The organism is Bariatricus sp. HCP28S3_A7, assembly GCF_052066375.1.
Taxonomy (GTDB): Bacteria; Bacillota; Clostridia; order Lachnospirales; family Lachnospiraceae; genus Allocoprococcus.
On the sequence record NZ_JBQHSG010000036.1, the window covers coordinates 1 to 19,442 of the forward strand.

Genomic DNA, 19,442 nt, shown 5'->3' on the forward strand with positions numbered 1-19,442 from the left:
ATATCCAGCATATATCCCAAAAAGTCCGGCGATATACTACAAAATATGAATTTTTCAAGGTACTATAGGAATAGGGGCAAATTTATTTATGGTTTTGACCCCAATATCATTAAAATCTTTTAACCCAGTTTCTCCTGATTTACCCCAATCTAAATCTGGAGTAATTTTTAAAGATATTAATTTGGCGGGAGAATTACCGAAATTTTTAATTATAAGCGAATGAATTATATTTTCTCTATTCTTAGAAATATAGAAAACAAGATTTCCTCTATTTTGTTCAAAATATTGATTTTTCTGTTCTGCTAATTGTTTTTTCATTTCCTTGAGATTTTGATATGTATAATATATTGCTACTATGGATCCAATAAACGTAGCAAGGCTTAATATTAAACCTATAAATTGAAATAATGTTGAGTGCCATTCCGCTGGTGTCATGGGCAAGATACCTCCTTTTATAATTTGTGCGTACTAAGAATTACTTTTATCTGCTGGTGTTTCGATAATATCTATCTCTGCATCTATGAATTTATCATCGTTTTTATCGTCTAAAGCACTAAAATCCCCTTTAATAAACATTTTGTATGCTCTGTTTGCAATAACTTTGGTTTCTACTAAATCAAATCCCCCACCAATGACACCGCCAACAACAGGCACTAGTTTAGCAATATTGATAATACCTTTTTCTCCAAATTTGGTTAAGAATCTAAATCCTACCTTCTGATTGATTTTTGTTAATACAGTACCGGGAATCTTTTTTACCATGGCAGTAGTAAATTTAGTTCCAAATTTTATGCCGGCTTGTTTGATTATTTGATCAATAGAAATGCCTGCAAGACAAGCATAAACTAATGTTTGTACCTGGTCGCTATTAGTATCATAACCACCCATATATGCAAGGCAGGCAATCATACGCATTTGAACGTACATCACGCTGCTGACATTTGCGGGAATGGCAATGGGTAATGTAATAAGTCCGCCTAATCCGGTTACAAATCCTGAAGTTGTACACTTAGCAACTTGATAATTTACAAATTGTCTTGCTGCTTTTTCTGTTGAATTATTTTTTGATAAGTAATCATTGGCTAAAACATCAATAGGTTGACTTACTTTAGGGATGCCGTTTATGGATTTTTCATATAATGTATCCAATAGTTCCATTATTTGATTTTGATTCATTTCCATATGTTGAATTCTCCTTTATCTTTTTTAGAGACAATGTAAATTTCGCGAGGGTTAATCTTTTTTGGGTTTCCTTTTCCTCTTCACATAAGAGAAATCCGGAAACAAGTCTTTTAACAATTCAGCAGTTTCTTCTGCATCGTCATCCTCATTCATATTCTGAACCAGTATCTGGTCGTCATCATCAAGATTCAATGAGACAGTGTACTCTTTATTTGGGTCTGTTGGGTTCATTGGGTACTTTATCTCTTTGAGATAGTATTCCGTTTCTGATATTTCATCATCTTCCAGCTTGTCTCGTAAACGTGCCCAATACTCAACCATCTTTCGGAAGTTATCAAGGTCTTCCTGTGGACGGGGACCGGCATTTGGAAGCCGCTCTTCAAATTTAAAGCAAACTTCTTCACCTTTCATAGTAGGGCGTAATCCATATGCCCATTCAATGTCAAACAGCACATGAAGTGCGCTGAATATATTTGCAACATCAGGGTCAGATAATGCATAAAAACTGACTCCTAGATTGTTTGCAATATTTAATAAAGTCGCTTCATCCGGATATCTGTTTCCAAGTTCATAGTTTCGGATGGTGGATTCGTTTAATCCACATTTATCTGCTAATTCCTTTTGCGTCATATCAGATGCAATTCTGAAATTTCGAATCAAATAGCCTACCCGGCTGGTGAATTTCTCGCCCATCTTAACTGCTCCTTATTCGTGGAATGAGTGTTGTAGCATGCACGGAGACACGAGGTACAAATCATGCATCGTACATTAATACTAAATACGTTTTCTGCGAAGGCAAAAACTTGAAAAAACTTCAGTTTTCCTCGCTTGCGGGCGCGTTCTCATGGTGCTTTGCCGCTTGTTCATGTTTCGCATGTCAATCGGCAAAACTCCATGCTCACTTTTGCCTTCGCGTACATTATATCATTAACAGTACAAAAGTGAAATGTTTTTTTGCTAAAAAGTATTGACAGTACAAAAATGAACTGTTAATATAATACACATCATAACCGTTCAAAAATGAACTGAATAATAAAAACAAAAGAGAGGAGGCATTAGCTTATGGAGAACAAGAGATTTTTGACAGCGCAGGATGTAATGGAAATGCTGGGAGTTTCACTATCGTATTCCTATAAACTGATACGACGGCTGAATGCGGAACTTGAGGCTGATGGATTCGTGACAATAAAAGGACGTGTCAGTACACAGTATTTTATGAAACGAATCTACGGGCTATCTACGGATAAGGAGGTGGGATAGATGGCAGTTATCAAGAATAATAAGACCGGAATGTGGGAGGTGAGAACTTATTATAAGGATTTGACCGGAGCAAGGAAACAGAAAACCAAGAGGGGCTTTGCCAAGAAGAGCGAAGCCCTTGAATGGGAGCGGAATTTCAAACTGAAAGAGGATCAGAGTATCAGTATGAGCTTCAAAAGTTTTGTGGATATTTATCTGACGGATTTAGAGCCAAGAATAAAGCGCAATACTTTTCTGACAAAGAAGCACATCATTGAGACAAAGATTCTGCCTTATTTCGGGAAGCGAAAACTGGATGATATTCGGACCTCGGATGTCATCCAGTGGCAAAATGAGATTATGAAGCTGAAAAAGGATAATGGGGAGTTGTTCTCCCCTACCTATCTGAAAACCATTCATAATCAGCTAAGTGCCATATTAAATCATGCGGTAAATATGTATGGTCTAAAGGATAATGTGGCACGAAAAGCCGGAACTATGGGCAAAGAAGAAAATAAGGAAATGGAGTTCTGGACACAGGAGGAATTTCAGGCATTTTTGGAGTGCGTGGCAGATAAGCCTATTTCCTATTATGCATTTGAAATACTTTATTGGACTGGTATTCGTGAAGGTGAGCTGCTTGCCTTGACACCGGGTGATTTCAATTTTGAAAAGAAAACGCTTCGGATAAACAAGTCATATCAGAGACTGGAAGGCAAAGATGTAATTACAGACCCGAAAACACCAAAGAGTAACAGAACAATTGTTATGCCGGATTTTCTTGCTGTTGAGATGGAGGATTTCATAAGCAGTCTTTATGGAATAAGGGATGATGACAGAATTTTCACCATTTCAAAAAGTTATCTGCATCATGAAATGGATAGGGGTGCAAAGCTTGCAGGAGTGAAGAGAATCCGAATTCATGGATTACGACATTCTCATATTTCTCTGTTGATTAACTTGGGATTTTCAGCATTGGCAATAGGGGAAAGAGTCGGGCATGAGGCGGTTGATATCACATATCATTATGCACATTTATTTCCAACGGTGCAGACGGATATGGCAGCACAACTGGAAACAGAAAGGGAGGCGTTAGTCAATGTCAGAAAAGAATAGAGACGATAAAAACAGGTGGCGAAATGTGACAATAGCATTTCGCATGTCACCGGAGGAAAACGAGGAGCTGAATAACAGAGTGAAGCTCAGCGGATTTCGTACTAAGCAGGATTATATAATCCAGAGTGTTCTTCATCAAAAGGTGGTTGCTACAGGCAATCCGTTGATGTTAGTGCAGTTCCGACAGAACCTGCAAAGAATTGGGCATGAACTTGAAAGAATAGAAAAGGCATCGGATATGGATGGGGAGTTACTTACTCCCATCCGCTCCATGCTGGAAATATTGGAAGGCTTCAAGGAACAACCGAGAACATTGGCAGATATGAAGCAACTTACAGTACCAAATGAGGAATAACAGATGTTTTGTATAAAGGAAGTGACTGATATGAGCGAAGAAACATTATTTGAAAAATTAGGTGTGAAATACATAGAAAAAGAGGGCATTTTTTATCCGTTGATTACATTAGGTGGAGAGGAAAACAGTACAGATGTTGGAAAATATGGTCGTATGTGGATGGATTACATACAGAAGGAATATCCGCAGCGATACAGAAGACTGGTACGATTTGGCGAATTACATGATAAGGCGACCGAGGTAAATGAAGTAGCTTATGAATTGCTGGAGGATATTGAAAATGAGTGGTTGCGTAAACATAAACCCAAGCAGTCGAATTCTTTTGTGGAAATGTATCAGCTACGGACTCAGGCGAGAATGATAGCAGAGGAAGTAGTTCTGCATGATGTGGTGAATTGTTTTCATTAGGGGATAAGTGGAGTTCTGTATCGGAGCTGTGGCTGGTAAATAATATGTCGCGTATCCGCGACTTATAAGCTCCCAAAAGGGAGCTTTATCCGGCGGGGAGAGCCGTATAGCCACTCCGGCGAGGAGCGCAAAACCCGCTTTCGGGTCTGCATTTTTGATTGCGAAGCTGTCAAAAGTGCTTTTGCGTTACTTTTGACAAAAGTAACAAAACCTTCCCAGGGAAATCTGCTGTTTCGTGCCGTATCCGGCACTCATTACGGATAAGAAGGAGGTGCTTATTTACATACCAAAAGAGGAGGATTTTGACAATGGAAAGAACAATAAGTTTCATGAATGGGGAAGGTTCCATCGGGCACAACACTAGAAGATTTATAGCTGACAATGTAGATGCCAGCCGTACCAAGAATAACATCACTCTTATCCACGAGGATATTAAGCAGGCTTATCATAAATTGTTTGACAAGGCACTTAAGGAATACAATGCAAAACAGAAACGCAAGGACAGGCAGATTAAAAGTTATTATGATAAGATTTCCCGAAGCAAGCAGGAAAAATTATTTTATGAGGTTATCGTTCAGATAGGCAATAGGGATGATACCGGAGTAGGTAGTTCTTCTGCAGAGGTTGCAACATGGGTACTGAAGGATTATGTGAAAAAGTTTCAACTTCGCAATCCACAGCTTTATGTGATTGGTGCTTATATTCATCTGGATGAGGAAACACCACATTTGCATCTGAATTTTATCCCTTGGGTATCCGGTTGCAAAAGAGGACTGGAAACTAAGACGAGTCTTAAGGCGGCACTTGCTACCAGAGGATTTGTAAGCGAAGGCAAAGGGAACACCGAATGGAAGCAGTGGGCGGAGGCAGAGAAAGATGATATTGCTCTTATTATGAGCCGGTACGGAATTGACTGGAAAAAGAAAGACACACACAATAAGCATTTATCCGTATTGGATTATAAAAAGCAGGAGCGGGCAAAAGAAGTGGCTGCACTTGAAGAAGAGATAGAGGGGGCACAAGTTGTTCTTGAATTAAAAGAGGAAAGGATTGAATCTCTGGAAAAGGAAATTGAGAATAAGCGTGTCAGTATTCGAAAAGAACAATCCGAAGCTCAAAAGATGTTGGATGATACCAAGGCTGAAACTCAGAAATTACAGTTGGAGGGAACGGATTTACGTCTTAAGAATTCTGAATTGCGGTTAGAGTATTATGAGAATGTGGATAAGCTCACAGATAAACAGAAGGAAATTGAGGTGGCACAAAAAGAGGCAGATAAGTGGATGATGATATCGGATACTGCAAAATTGCAGACTGAGCAGGCGCAATTTGAACTGGAGGAGGCGGAAAGGCTTAAGAAAGAACTTCTGGGTGCGGTCGATGGAGATGATTATCTGAAAGAGCAGGTGATAGAACTGAGGTATCAGAATCATATATTGCGGGAGGAGAATCGTAGCCTAAAGGACAAGCTGGAGAAGGCGTATGAGTTTATGAAACAGTTTGTGATTGGTGGGATTAATCTGCTGGAGAAGTTCATGGAGTGGATCGGGGAGAAAGTCAAGAATGTTGGGAGAGGAAGGTGAAAATTAATATTGCGAGATGTATGATGGTAATCACATCTCGCAATTGAATATTATTGATTCTCTTTTTCAATAAATTTTTTATGGTGTATCTGCATGTAGGATTTCATGCGATCTGTCATAGAAAGATTGGCTGATTCCGAAAGGTTCAATGCTTTTCGCTGATTACTATCAATTGATGCCGATATGCAAATATTTCCCGTATTAGGCTCAAAGGATATTAGATGCCGATCAAATAAAGCATCATGATTTGCACATAAGAGTAGACCGTTATTCGCATCAATACGTTCTTCTCTGGAGGATTCAGACCATTCTTTGATATGACTGGCACGTAATACTGACGTGGTAGAAATATCACAAAGATTACATTGATGGCATTCGAGAAGCAGCAGTCTTCGGAAAGAACCCTGTGAAACGCGGGATTTTACAATCTTCTCAATGTCAGTGCCTGCACCTGGGTTGTTGTTGAGTGTATTCTGTAATGTAATAGCATCGATATCATCATAATTTACATCTTTTGAAATGGTTTCGTACTGTATCTGATGCGCTAGTACTGGATTATATGCAGGATTTAATGCCGCGAAGTTTATATTCTGGTTGCCATGCGTATTTGTAATGGAATATAAGTTAGCACAAAGTTCAGAAGGGACGAGAACAGCAACGTAACGCAAATAATCATATCTTAGCATGACAAGGGCATCATCTTGGAATGAATATCTCTGAAGCCGGGTAAAAGCTTCTTCAGAATCGGGGATATTAATTTGGACTTGGTCACCTGTATGTCCATATTTTTTATAGGCAGAACTATGGAGTGTTAAATCCCAGTTTGATAAAAATGGAGGCAGGTTAGTTGTTTGGCGGACAAAATAGGTGTTCCCTTTTGCGTCAATTTGGCTTGAGGCATGGTCGATTTCATGAAGATATTTCAAATTGTTATCATATAAATCAATATCGATACTTTGAACAGATGTTGTGGTATTGTTCAATTCTTCAAAGAAAAATAGCATTCCCTGGCGCCCGGTAATATCTATGTGGGTCTGATTGACAGTTGAAACTATATCTCCTGCATTAATTCTTCGTTTATCCTTTATAATATTCTGATTAGAAAGCTTTTTAACCAATACTCCCTGGAAAGCGTCTGGATTAAGTGGTATACCAGGTATATTTATGAAATTCAAAAATTGGTTTAGTTCATTAATAATTTGTCTGTACATTCAACAATTCTCCCTTCTATAGACTTATATATATTATATCAAGAGAGCGTTGAAGTGTATACAGAAAGTTTTCTGAAATGCCTATTTACACCCTGATAAAAACATTATATAATATGTATATTAAACGGAGGGAAATGCAATGACAAATAAAAAGAAAAGTAATTGTGGTAGACCAGCAGGTCGAATAAAAACGGCGAAAATAGAAATCTCAATTGAACCGGCAGTTAAAGATGAATTTATGACATTGTTGCGCAACGAAGGGAAAACTGCCTCTGTTGAAATTGGTTCTTGGATTAGAGAATACATAAAAAGTAACAAGCTAAAGGAGGAAGAATAGATGAAGGTAGTATCATTCTTCAGCGGACTTGGCGGGCTGGACAAAGGTTTTGTAGATACTGGCTATGATATTGTGTGGGCAAATGATTTTGATAAATATGCGGTGCAGACATATAAGGCTAATTTTGGCGAACACATTGTGTTAGGTGATATAAATGAAATTCCTTTAGAAGAAATACCGGATTGTGATGTGCTGATTGGAGGATTTCCATGTCAGCCGTTTAGTATGATGGGGCAGCAGAAGGGGTTTGAAGATACCAGAGGAACATTATTCTTTAGAATTGCAGAAATAGTGAATGATAAAATAGAAAAAGGTAAAAAACCAAAAGCAATCATTTTAGAAAATGTACGATCTTTAAGAACCCATAATAAAGGAAAAACATATAGGGAAATCCATCGAGTATTGCAGGATGTATTGGGATATAAAGTATTTTGTGAAATATTAAATTCCGCAGACTATGGTGTTCCTCAAACTAGAAATAGAACATATATTGTATGCTTCGATAATCAAGCAGCGGAATATGAATTTCCAATGAAACAGGAACTCAATAAAACATTACAGGATCTGTTAGAACATGATGTGGATAATAAGTACTTTTTATCGGACAAGATATTGCCTACAATATTATCCGATGGAACAGGTGGATATAAGGCAAAATCAGAGATAGATTTAAAGATTGCAAGACCATTATGTGCAACTATGGCAAAGATGCATAGAGCCTGTCAAGATAATTATGTAACACAAAAGGGAAGGGTAAGAAGACTTACACCAAGAGAGTGTGCAAGATTGCAGGGATTTGAGGATTCTTTTGAGATACCGGTGTCTGACTGTCAGGCATATAAGCAATTCGGTAATGCAGTCACAGTAAATGTATCAAAAGCAGTTGCCCAATCCGTAAAGGACACGTTAAAAAAACTTGGAGAGTGGGTAGATTGACATGGAATACAAAAATGACAAAAGTGAGTTTATAGCATTCGCTGAATCTGGACTGGGTGGTAAAAAAAGTACATCTATAGATGTATGTCTGGAACGCGTTACAAAAGTTATAGATGAAGAGTTTCTTGCAGCAAGAGCGAAGCACTACAGAGATGATGTACAAAGTGACAATGAGCTTAAGGCAGCGTTTGAAAAACTAGCTGTTATCTGTAATGAAAAAGAACAGAATTGCGCTAAGTGTCCGGTATGCAAGTATTGTAATACTTATATTGAAAATGCAAGGAAGAACGTTAGCAATCGTTCTTTAAAGATGATAGATTTGTTTTGTGGAGCAGGTGGATTATCATTAGGGTTTTCACAGGAAGGATTTATAACAAGTCTTGCAAATGATATTCAAGACTGTTGTGTGGATACATATGCACATAATCATCCGGAGACACCTAGGGACCACATAGTGCTGGGAGATATCAAAGATGTAGTTAAAAATCTCGAAAAATTGTTGGACGGTAGAAGTGTTGATATTGTAGTTGGTGGACCACCTTGTCAGGGTTTCAGTATGGCTAACAGACAGCGTTTAATAGATGATCCAAGAAATTATCTTTATAAAAGTTATGTGGAGGTTGTGAAAAAAGTTCGTCCTAAGTTTTTTGTTATGGAAAATGTTAAAGGAATGTTGTCTGTGGCAGAACAGGTAAAAGAGGATTTCCGTAATATCGGCTATTCTGTAGAATGTCATGTTTTGAATGCTAAGGATTATGGCGTGCCTCAAAATAGAGAAAGATTGATATATATTGGAAACTGCATTGGTATTGACAACGAAGAAATTTTCAGTGAGATATTTGCTCTTAGTGAAAGTATTCCGGAACATAATCTTGGTGATGCCTTATTTGCGCTTAGAGAATTAAAAGCTTCCAGAATCAAGAATGCGACGGAGACTGGTTCAGTAGAAAGTGGATATAAAATAGAGAAAAATAATATTACTGATACTAATGAATATATCTCATATATTAATCAAGGTAGAACGGTAGCTGTAGTATCAAATCACAAGGCAAGATACAATAATGATAGGGATATAGAAATTTATGGACGTATGGCTCAAGGAGATCGTTCAGATGATCCTAAGATTGCAGACATTATGCCATATGCCAGAAGAAATGATATTTTTAAGGATAAATATTTCAAATTGGAAAATGACAAAGTCTGCAAGACTATAACGGCGCATATGAAGTTCGATTGCAATATGTACATTCATCCCACACAGGCAAGAGGTCTTACTCCTAGAGAAGCTGCGAGAGTTCAGTCGTATCCTGATGATTATTTCTTTAGAGGAGCATATACCAAAACGTATATGCAGATAGGAAACTCTGTCCCTCCACTTTTGGGAAGAGCAATCGCGCAGGTAATTAAACGTTATATGAAAGGTGGTAATGTTTGATGGATTTTTCACAAGCAATGGAGATAATAAAAAATATAATCCCGGAATGTTCAGCAAAAGAATATGATGGAATAATAGTAAAAAGACTTGAAACATCTAATACATTGGATGAGGGAAGAACAACAAATCAGACTCATATTGCAATATCTGGTGAGCAGATGAATATGTTCCCTTATTTGATGGCTGATGGCTATTTTAAGTGCAATTATGATGATAGAGATGAGCAGTTGAAGAAATACTTCATAACACAGATACCGCTTTATATTTATAAAGATAATATTTCGTATTTGTCTGATGGTGAGGAAAGTGGAATAGTTTTTGATGGAAATGAAAGCAGGTGTGTTCGGGCCAGCATAGTAAGAAGCCGCAGAAAAGAACAGGCGGATCAAGTACAGTTGTCTCTTACTACTATAGATGACTCGGATTTTGTGACATTTAGAAAAATGCTGCATACTGGAGATTATCTGGTATTACTGAAGCATAAAGAAAAACTGTTCTATGATTGTATTGGTATTAAAGCTGCTGATGAAACAAAAGGGGAATATCATCTTTCAGTGCTTAATAATAAGTTTTATAAATTGCCTACAAATACAAAAGTAGATATTAAAAAGCTTATTGAAATTAAAGATTCAAAGATTGAAAAGAGAGATTTTACAATTCAAGAGTTGGGCAGTATTCTTTTTGAAATGTATAGTAATGCAGAGGATAAGATGCAGGTGGCATCTATCCATATTTTCGGAATAAAATATGGAAAAAATATCATTGATAAAGAATTTAGAGCACCAGATATTATTAAGGCAGCAGGATTGAATGAGTCGTATTCTACAGAATTACAAAAGGCTTTGAATATTTACAGATGTCTTAATAAGAATTCATATGGCATTTCTATTTCTGACGGGGATGAACCGGAGAAAGCAGAAAAAATATCTGGTGTGCGAAAAACTGGTGCTGAAAATATTCTGCTGTATGGTGTGCCGGGAGCTGGAAAGAGTCATGAAATAAAAACAAAATATTGTTCTGATGAAAAATATATGGAGCGTGTGGTATTTCATCCAGATTATATGTATTCTGATTTTGTTGGTCAGATTCTTCCTAGAGTTGAAAAAGATGAAGCTGGTAATGATAGGCTGAAATACATATTTACACCGGGACCATTTACTAAAATGTTAAAGAAAGCAGAAAATGATCCAGAAAACTACTATTATCTTGTGATTGAAGAATTAAATCGCGGCAATGCACCAGCAATATTTGGTGAGATATTCCAGTTGCTTGACCGAAAGGACGAAGATGAATTTCCTGCTGAAGAAGTGGGTGAGAGTGAATATGGAATTTCAAATTATGAGGTTGCAAAAGAAGTATATAAAGACGAAAAACATCCCGTAAGAATACCTTCAAATATGTATATTCTGGCAACGATGAATACTGCAGATCAGAATGTATTCACCTTAGACACTGCATTCCAGAGAAGATGGAATATGAGACAGATAGAAAATAACTTTGAAAAATCTTCCCATTCAAAAGACATAATCGCTGGTACAAAGGTAAGCTGGGGCGCATTCGCCACGGTAATTAATGATATGGTTATTGACATTAATGTTGATATGGCAAGCTCTGAAGACAAGCGTCTTGGAACATACTTTGCAAAGAAAAAAGAATTGGAAGTCAGCAGATTTCCAGAAAAAGTCCTTAAATATTTATGGGATGATGCTTTCAAAATGGACAAGATTGCAATATTTAATGAAAATTGCAAGTCCTTGGAAGATGTTGTTGTTACATATGAAACAGCTACAACTGATAAGCTGGCTGCAGTGTTGAGATTAAGTGTATATGAAAAGATGCTTTCAAAAATGCAGCAGAAGGATACAGAAAATGATGAAAACTAGGTGGTGATCTTTTGAGGGAAATAGATATCAGAAGTAAATGCAGAGTGAATTCTAATCGTGAAATGGATACCTTTGTGGGGCTAAGATGTGATGATGGTGACATTAGTATCAATTTCCCGATGGGTTACCATATATCAGAGGATAACAAGGAACTGAGGAAGGACATTATATTGCTGTTTACGACGCTTACTGCAAATACAGAGCGTAGAGAATCAGAGCTACTGGCAGAAGGCAGCAGCTTTGATGAAGTAGAATTTCCATTGCAATCATATATTTATCTAATCAAAGATTTTTTTGCAAAAGGATATTACAGGGAACAGGAAGTTTCATATAAGATTGCAAAAACAGGTAAGGTAAATTGGAACAGGACAATAAAAACTCAAAGACCGTATGTACAGGATACGGATGTGTTTTATCTTGACTTCGTTACAAAGAAAAATAGTATAAAGGAAAATGAACTGATTACGTTAATACATGAATATTGTGTGTATGAGAGCTTTGAACGAATCGGATGGCTTTTTACAAAAATGATGCCAAAGAAACCACGAATAGAGAAACGGGAAAGGGTCTTCCGGTCAGTTCTTAAAGAAAAGATTGCAAATACATTTAATGATAGAAACAGAATGTTGTTTAGGCATATGTTGGCAATAATTGATTTTGAAGGTGACAAAGATTCTGATAAGAACTACCGGTATGGAACCTATCGTTTTGAGTATGTTTGGGAAAAAATGATTGATAAAGTGTTTGGTGTTGAAAATAAAGCTGATTATTTTCCAAAGACAGTCTGGTATGTGAATGGAGATAGATATGACAATGCTTCGTTGGAACCAGACACGATTATGTTGTGCGGAAGTAATGTATACATTCTTGATGCAAAATATTATAAATTCGGAGTGACTGGTAAAGCATGGGATTTGCCGGAATCTACATCAATTAACAAGCAGATTACATATGGAGAATATGTGGTTAATGAAGAAAAGTTTAAGAAAAAACATGGCAACAACATGAAGGTATACAATGCATTTCTTATGCCTTTTGATTCTATAAAAGGTAAGAATCCTAATAATCCAGAAATGCTTAAAGTAGGTGAGGCAGTTAGTAACTGGAAAGATAATTCTGAAGAATATCAAAAGATTCAAGGTATTCTTATAGATGTTAAGACTTTGATGAACATAAATGTGCGGCAGGAAATGAAAGAAATAGAAAAACTGGCTAAGTTAATACAAAGCTGATTGTTGAGGTGATTTTGTGGCAGATGTTTTAACAAAAGAGCAGAGACATAAGAATATGAAAAATATCCGTGGTAAGGATACAAAAATTGAAGTTTTATTGAGAAAAGCTTTGTGGCATAAAGGATATCGGTATCGTAAGAATTATAAAAAACTTCCAGGAAGTCCAGATATTGTACTTACAAAGTATAAGATAGCAATTTTCTGTGATGGCGAATTTTTTCATGGGAAAGATTGGGAAGTTTTAAAACCAAGACTGGAAAAAAGCAATAACAGCGAATTCTGGATTAGCAAAATATCCCGTAATAGAGAGAGGGATGATGAAATAAATAAGAGATTGCTGTTCGAAGGCTGGACTGTTATCCGGTTCTGGGGAGATGATATAAAGAAGCATACAGATGAGTGTGTGAAGGTTGTGGAAGAGGCGATTTTTGATATGACTTTCAAAGAAAAGGAAGAATTTAGTATAGAAGGAAACTGGGATTGACATGAAGATATTTTCATTTTTTGCCGGTGTTGGAATGTTGGATTTAGGATTTCAAGATGCAGGATACGAAGTTGTTTTTGTTAATGAATTCAAACAGGAATTTATGGATTCATATTGTTATGCGAGAAAAAATCGCAATTATAATCAACCTGTATATGGATATCATGTAAATGATATTAATTATTTTTTGAGTGGCAATGGAGAACATATTTTTCAACAATACATTGACGATGAAAGACAAAATAATGAGTTGCTTGGATTTATAGGTGGTCCGCCATGTCCGGATTTCTCCATAGGAGGGAAAAATAAAGGTAGGGAAGGTGAAAATGGGAAATTGGCAAAAAGCTATATTGATATGATTTGTCGCTTTAAACCAGATTTCTTTTTGTTCGAAAATGTAAAAGGACTGATAAAAACGCAAAAGCATCGAGAGTATTTTGAAGAGCTTAAAAGTGAATTAATACGCAACGGATATATATTATCTGAACGATTGATGAATTCATTGGATTTTGGAGTGCCTCAAGATCGAGACCGAATATTTATGATAGGCGTTTTGAAAGGTACTGAATTAGCCAGAAAAGTAATAAGTGTGAATGATACATTTGCTTTTCCGTGGAATGCAAATTTGCCATATGATTCCGAGACAGTGAAGAAAATGAATTGGCCAAAACCACAGAAATATCGTGAAAAAAGTAAAAGAAAATTTAAATATGATGTTCCCAAAGAGTTAACAGTAGAAGAGTGGTTTAGGAAAAATAAAGTATATAGACATTCTAACAGAAAAGATGTATTTAAAGTTAAAGGTGGAAAATCGAAAATGTTAACAATACAAGAAGGAGATACTAGTAGGAAATCATTCAAGCGTTTGCACAGATGGAAGTATTCTCCTACAGCAGCTTATGGAAATAATGAGGTACATCTTCATCCATATAGAACACGTCGCTTAAGTGTGGCAGAAGCAATGGCTATTCAGTCGTTACCTGCATGGTTTGTATTGCCGACTACTGTGTGCCTGAGTGCGAAGTTTAAAATGGTAGGAAACGGTGTGCCATATTTGATGTCACGCAAAATTGCTGAAAAAATAAGATTATTTTTTGGGATTTAGGAGGAAAACATGAGCCAGATAGAATATAGAGAGATAGTGATTAATCCTAGGGTAATAAATCATTTGGGGAAAGATTTGATTACAACATCAGATGTTGCAGTAACTGAGCTTATAAAGAACTCTTTGGATGCAAAAGCATCAGATATAAGGTTGCATATTTACAATGATTTTGTACAGGCACAAAAGAGTAACGCATTTATATTTGGGCTACCAGAAGAATTATATAATTTTTTAGAAGAAAAAGTAAAGGCTACATCAATTTTTGTTATTGAAGATAATGGAAAGGGAATGAATGAAAACCAACTTAATAAAGGTTTTTTAGAGGTGGGAACTGATATTAAGCTAAAAGAAGAGGATGCTATGCTTGGTGAAAAGGGAATAGGAAGATTAGCAACGCAAAGATTGGGAACATGTTTGCTGATTGAAACGGCTTCTTTGGATGAGTCATTTGCAACATTAACATTTATTGATTGGGAGAAAATTGGATACACAGAAGAAGGTGGGAAGGTACCGTCAATTAAAATAAAGAAAGTGGCGGGTAAATATACGAGGCTTTGGATTTTTAATATAAATATTCATGATTTTATAGAAATACCAGAGCAGTTAGCATTAGAGCTAGGACAGGAACTGAAAACACCAGTTAATCGTGAATTAAAATCTGCTATTAATTTTTTGATTTCACCATTTGAAACATCGAAGAAAAATGTAATATCAATGTATTATGGAAATAAGAATTTGGATGTTGATTTCAATGTTGAAATGTTGCAATTTTCTGAAAGTAAGCACAACTTTGAGCTGTTGATAAATGAAAAAAAAGAAATAGTATTGCAGTATTCATTAGATTTGGAACCGTGGTATTTAGAACGTGTGCACAGGGCTATGGTGAAACCGGAAGCTTTTAAACGATTAAGGAAGACACATAAATTTTATGCAACATTGTTGGAGAACAATCAAGATAAAATCTATAATGTACTTGTTAAGTGTATGTCAGAGGAACAACTATTAAAAGTAATTTCGGAAGTATACGAAGAATTGTATGAAAAAAGTATAGAGAATAAAGAATTAAGAAAAGAATATAGCCTTAAGTGTGCAAGAATACTTCTAAATAGTCTGCAACCAATAATACCAATAAATGGACAAATTTTTACTTTTAAACAAAATGCTGCGATAGGGGAACATATTATTATTGAAGCTGTGAAAGAAATTAAGCAGTCAGACATAGAAATTCATCTTAAAGATCTAAAAACTTTTTTGGCAGAAAATAATGGAATAAAATTGTATAGAAGTAAATATAGAATAGGATATTTGGGAAACAAAGAAAGTGATTGGATTAAATTACAGCAATTTAGAACAAAGGGGCAACAATGGTATAGGTTTGATTTGGGAAATACTATAGGATATGTGTCGTTGACAGATGAAAAGCAAAAATATATTCGCGAGATAAGTTCACGTTTGGATATAATACAGAATGATACATCAGAGTCATTTAAAATGGTCGTAAATGTTATATTTAATAAACTTTTTTATGAGCTAAATAGAAGTGCAAATAACATTTTAAGAACAATTTTTGAGCAAAATGGCTTATTGGGTGTAAGTTTAAAGAAACAAGTAAAAAAGAATCTTAATGATATTACAAATGCTTCACAGAAAACCCAAAATGTTTCAGATAAATTACAAAAAGCTATAAATGCTGTGAAAGAAGAGTGCCAAAAGGATGTGATTAGCAAAGAGATTGTCGAAAAAATAGTTTCTATTATGGAAGAAACATCAGACCACATAGAAGAAGAGAAGAGAATACAGCAGCAGGCAACAGTTTTGTTAAATGAAGCATCTGAGCAACTAAAAACAGTAGAGGTAGAGGCATATAATAATTTTAAATTAATGGCAAATGGATTAATAACAGAGACCATAACGCACGAATTGGATTCTGTATGTAAAACCAGTAAGATTTCAGATGTGACTCCTCATTTTGAGTTCATGAAAGAATATTTTGTAGACAAAAAAGATGTAGGAGTGTTTAACAAGCATGTTAATCCTATACGTAGGAGCTATGATGCGATATCCAACAAGATGTCTGATGTAGGGAATTTATATAATTTCCTAGAAAAAACATTTATAAAGAAGGGAACATATGATGAGTTTGAGTACCAGAATATTTCGGAACTGGTAAAAAATATTGAGGATAATCTTTTACAATTACAGGAGGAAAAAATACAGATTGAGTGTAAAACAAATGATTTAGAGTGGTTTGTGCCTAAAGGTGTATTGATACATGTCTTCTACAATTTGTTTACTAATGCGGCATATTGGATTGATAGACGAAGAAAATATGCATTAGATGACATTAGTTATGGTTCTGACGAAAACGATAAGATTGTGGTGGAGTATATTAGTGACGAAGAAATTATTGTTTATGATACAGGAACAGGTGTAATAAAAAGTATGGAAGATATTCTTTTTCAGCCATTAGAATCAGGGAAACCTAATCGTGAAGGTCGAGGGATGGGACTTTATATTGTACAACAATTAATGAGATCGTTTTCCGCAGATATTCAATTGTTGGATGAAAGGAATAAATATGGTAACAAATTTAAGTTTTTATTGATTTTAAACATTGAGGAGAAATAAGTTGGAAAAACAAATTGCATATGAGAAAATGTTTAATGTTTTGAATGTTGAGAATATTGTTATATTTGAAGATGATTTTATCGAAAACACTGGAAAAAATGAAATTTGCTATGGTCTTGCTAGAATGTCAATAACTAATCGTAATAGAATGTTAAGTGAGATTGGCGAAATAAATTCTACAGGAAAAGATCAGTTGGAAGCATTTGTAAATGAGTTTGACAATGTTTTTGATGCGATAGAGAACTGGGAAGACGAAATTCCATATAATGATATTGAAACATCATTTGAAATAATACAGGAAAAAAGAGAATATTTTGAAGTATTAGAAGAAGTCAAGAAAAAATACAGTGTAATTGATATGGATAGTTGGTCTCATAAAGAAGATTCATTAAGTATTCTGGCGTCATATGGAGTGGGTGTAGATATTCCCAATTTGTATGAAGAATTGTTTGACGAGTTCCTTCATAATAAGGCGCATTGGAAAAAATATAGAATTTTTCGAGACTTTACAGCTGCCACACAAGCTGATTTTAAGAAGTATATTGAGGATTCTTTTGGTTCCCAAGGTATGATGGTGTGCATAATAGATGACCAAATGAAAAACAAAAAAAGCGCAACAGAGATAGTAAATTATATCGAAAAATTGCAATCGGAACAAAAAAGAAGGCTGAATATTATAGGGTTAATATATAGTTCTTTTGATAACAGCGATTGTATTACAGATAAGGTATATTTTGAGTATATTAAAAAAGGAGAGCCTAAAAATGTTTTTCAAGCAGCATTGACAAAAAGTTCATATAGTTATATGTTAGCAGATTTGAAAGTTATTTATCAAAGGGTGTTAGGAGATGCTTTTGATGAGGCTGTTCGAAATAAAAATATTGCTTATTATTTGTCGAGTATGGCAGATTATGAGGGTATAACTAATTATCAAGTTATTACAAATTGGATAAAGCTTTTATTTGAGTATAAGCTAAGTGATATTCAAGAACTTACAACAGTTGCCGGGATGACACGTCTGATAGGCTTGCTGGAAGATGAAAAGTTAGAGTTTTCAAAAGAAATGTTGGACTTAAATACTTTTGAAGCATTTGATTTTAGTGTTAATAAATATAGGGAGCCCATTGCATCTGGAGACATATTTTTAATAAAAAAGGAAATTTACATATTGCTTGGTCAAGACTGTGATATGATGAATAGCTCCACGAGAAAGAGAAAGAATGGAATATCCGAATTGGTTAACGCAACTACTGTAAATCAGAGTAGTCTTGATGGTAGTGTAGAGCTGAATAGACAGTTTTTATTTATTTCAAATTTCCGGAAAAATAAAGATGATACCATTAAGACTTTGAAGGTAAGATATGGTTCCAGAAAATTTATAGAAAATCAGATTTTGCAATTGTGTCAGTTCAATGACGATGGAAAATGCATTTTGGATATTAATAAAAAACAATATAATGCAAGTGGTGTTGAGCCAGCATATTATGAGACTTTATATGAGGAATTAGTTTCGTATTATGAAGCATTGTTTGCCATAAATAAAAAAGAGAGCGCTGCATTGGAACTCATACTAAATAGTAGTCAGTCCAGTAGGGTACTTCGGCTGAACGATTATGTACGCGATCAAGAGCAGAATGGTATTGTAGAGTATAAAATACGAAGAATATGCCGTTTGAAACATCCATATATGCTTTACTTGTACAAGATGTATTTAGAACATCAAGGCAGACATCCATTTGATTGTATGAACATGTCACGAGTACAGGAAGTGCAAGTAAAATTGAAGCAGAATGATTTAATATATGTTTCAATCGATATGGTATTAACACCGAATAGAGACATGAATAGGCAGCACATAGAAAAGATGGATTGGTATATTGATATAAGCAATTTAGAAAATGCAGTTTCTAATTTATTGGGAATAGCAGTTGAAATACAAGAAAACGTGCAGTGTATCGAAATCAAAGAAGAAGGTACTAAGTTTGAATGTATGTTGGATGGTGGTGAGAAGAAAAATATGTGTGTTTTGAAGATTGGTGATATGGTTTCGATAGAACAATGTAAATAAATTGTAGTAAGCGTTGGGGTATCGGTTGGCTTAGATGCAATAAGAAGCTTGGAGTATTCTTTGAAAATAGTGACAACAAAATGACAATACAATTACCTAAAAATCTACGCAACAGGTAGAAAACAGGCAGTGTTGCTAAGATTCTCGTACCGGATAACTGCAAGACTGCAGTTGTTCACAATGGTGGATGGAGAGACCAGCAGATTAATGAAACTTATCAGGAACTGGCTGAACATTATG

18 protein-coding genes are annotated in these 19,442 nt (G+C 35.4%); 14 read left to right on the plus strand and 4 right to left on the minus strand.

All coding sequences use genetic code 11. The annotated features are described in order from the left end of the window. Positions 1 to 54: 54 nt before the first annotated feature. Genes ACTNA4_RS14585 through ACTNA4_RS14595 form a run of 3 tightly spaced genes read right to left on the minus strand, consistent with a single transcriptional unit; the run spans position 55 to position 1,875 of the window. Positions 55 to 435 carry a hypothetical protein gene (locus ACTNA4_RS14585; protein ID WP_441030767.1) on the minus strand — a complete coding sequence of 127 codons (381 nt, stop codon included), beginning with the start codon at positions 433 to 435 and terminating at the stop codon, positions 55 to 57. Between the two features lie 33 nt (positions 436 to 468). Beyond that, positions 469 to 1,182 (minus strand): EcsC family protein, encoded by a 714-nt coding sequence (locus ACTNA4_RS14590; RefSeq protein WP_441030769.1) that lies wholly within the window; start codon positions 1,180 to 1,182, stop codon positions 469 to 471. A 51-nt stretch (positions 1,183 to 1,233) separates the two neighbouring features. Further along, positions 1,234 to 1,875 carry a helix-turn-helix domain-containing protein gene (locus ACTNA4_RS14595; RefSeq protein WP_441030771.1) on the minus strand — a complete coding sequence of 214 codons (642 nt, stop codon included), beginning with the start codon at positions 1,873 to 1,875 and terminating at the stop codon, positions 1,234 to 1,236. A 369-nt stretch (positions 1,876 to 2,244) separates the two neighbouring features. On the opposite strand from ACTNA4_RS14595, the gene ACTNA4_RS14600 reads away from it, so the two are divergent. From ACTNA4_RS14600 to ACTNA4_RS14620, 5 genes are all read left to right on the plus strand, one after another. After that, positions 2,245 to 2,442: a hypothetical protein gene (locus ACTNA4_RS14600; RefSeq protein ID WP_022431210.1), complete on the plus strand. Its 198-nt coding sequence runs from the start codon at positions 2,245 to 2,247 to the stop codon at positions 2,440 to 2,442. Continuing rightward, on the plus strand, positions 2,443 to 3,537 hold the full coding sequence (locus ACTNA4_RS14605; protein WP_441030773.1) for a tyrosine-type recombinase/integrase: 1,095 nt from the start codon (positions 2,443 to 2,445) through the stop codon (positions 3,535 to 3,537). Further along, the gene (locus tag ACTNA4_RS14610) at positions 3,521 to 3,892 is read left to right on the plus strand and encodes a plasmid mobilization protein (protein WP_441030775.1); all 372 of its coding nucleotides are present in this window, start codon (positions 3,521 to 3,523) and stop codon (positions 3,890 to 3,892) included. Before ACTNA4_RS14605 ends, ACTNA4_RS14610 begins: the two co-directional genes overlap by 17 nt. A 30-nt stretch (positions 3,893 to 3,922) precedes the next feature. Then, on the plus strand, positions 3,923 to 4,300 hold the full coding sequence (locus ACTNA4_RS14615) for a TnpV protein (RefSeq protein ID WP_441030777.1): 378 nt from the start codon (positions 3,923 to 3,925) through the stop codon (positions 4,298 to 4,300). Between the two features lie 308 nt (positions 4,301 to 4,608). Continuing rightward, complete coding sequence (locus ACTNA4_RS14620; protein WP_441030779.1) at positions 4,609 to 5,883, plus strand: plasmid recombination protein; 1,275 nt, start codon at positions 4,609 to 4,611, stop codon at positions 5,881 to 5,883. A gap of 50 nt (positions 5,884 to 5,933) precedes the next feature. Here the strand turns inward: ACTNA4_RS14620 and ACTNA4_RS14625 are convergent, their stop codons facing one another. Continuing rightward, a complete protein-coding gene (locus ACTNA4_RS14625) occupies positions 5,934 to 7,094 on the minus strand; it encodes an HNH endonuclease (RefSeq protein WP_441030781.1) in 1,161 nt (386 codons plus the stop codon). A gap of 139 nt (positions 7,095 to 7,233) precedes the next feature. On the opposite strand from ACTNA4_RS14625, the gene ACTNA4_RS14630 reads away from it, so the two are divergent. Genes ACTNA4_RS14630 through ACTNA4_RS14670 form a run of 9 tightly spaced genes read left to right on the plus strand, consistent with a single transcriptional unit; the run spans position 7,234 to position 19,202 of the window. Further along, positions 7,234 to 7,431 carry an antitoxin gene (locus tag ACTNA4_RS14630; RefSeq protein ID WP_178815419.1) on the plus strand — a complete coding sequence of 66 codons (198 nt, stop codon included), beginning with the start codon at positions 7,234 to 7,236 and terminating at the stop codon, positions 7,429 to 7,431. Continuing rightward, the gene (locus ACTNA4_RS14635; protein ID WP_441030783.1) at positions 7,432 to 8,367 is read left to right on the plus strand and encodes a DNA cytosine methyltransferase; all 936 of its coding nucleotides are present in this window, start codon (positions 7,432 to 7,434) and stop codon (positions 8,365 to 8,367) included. 1 nt (position 8,368) lies between these two features. Beyond that, on the plus strand, positions 8,369 to 9,802 hold the full coding sequence (locus tag ACTNA4_RS14640) for a DNA cytosine methyltransferase (RefSeq protein WP_441030785.1): 1,434 nt from the start codon (positions 8,369 to 8,371) through the stop codon (positions 9,800 to 9,802). Further along, positions 9,802 to 11,685, plus strand: a complete 1,884-nt coding sequence (locus tag ACTNA4_RS14645) for an McrB family protein (protein ID WP_441030787.1) — start codon at positions 9,802 to 9,804, stop codon at positions 11,683 to 11,685. The genes ACTNA4_RS14640 and ACTNA4_RS14645 overlap by 1 nt, the downstream gene beginning before the upstream one ends. 11 nt (positions 11,686 to 11,696) lie before the next feature. Next, complete coding sequence (locus ACTNA4_RS14650) at positions 11,697 to 12,917, plus strand: LlaJI family restriction endonuclease (protein WP_441030789.1); 1,221 nt, start codon at positions 11,697 to 11,699, stop codon at positions 12,915 to 12,917. Positions 12,918 to 12,933: 16 nt separating this feature from the next. Continuing rightward, the gene (locus tag ACTNA4_RS14655; RefSeq protein WP_441030791.1) at positions 12,934 to 13,401 is read left to right on the plus strand and encodes a very short patch repair endonuclease; all 468 of its coding nucleotides are present in this window, start codon (positions 12,934 to 12,936) and stop codon (positions 13,399 to 13,401) included. Position 13,402: 1 nt separating this feature from the next. Next, entirely contained in the window at positions 13,403 to 14,506 is a 1,104-nt protein-coding gene (locus ACTNA4_RS14660) for a DNA cytosine methyltransferase (RefSeq protein ID WP_441030793.1), read from the plus strand. A 9-nt stretch (positions 14,507 to 14,515) separates the two neighbouring features. Beyond that, positions 14,516 to 17,134, plus strand: coding sequence for an ATP-binding protein (locus ACTNA4_RS14665; protein ID WP_441030795.1), 2,619 nt, complete (start codon positions 14,516 to 14,518; stop codon positions 17,132 to 17,134). A 1-nt stretch (position 17,135) separates the two neighbouring features. Then, positions 17,136 to 19,202: a hypothetical protein gene (locus ACTNA4_RS14670; RefSeq protein WP_441030797.1), complete on the plus strand. Its 2,067-nt coding sequence runs from the start codon at positions 17,136 to 17,138 to the stop codon at positions 19,200 to 19,202. The last annotated feature ends 240 nt before the right edge of the window (positions 19,203 to 19,442 follow it).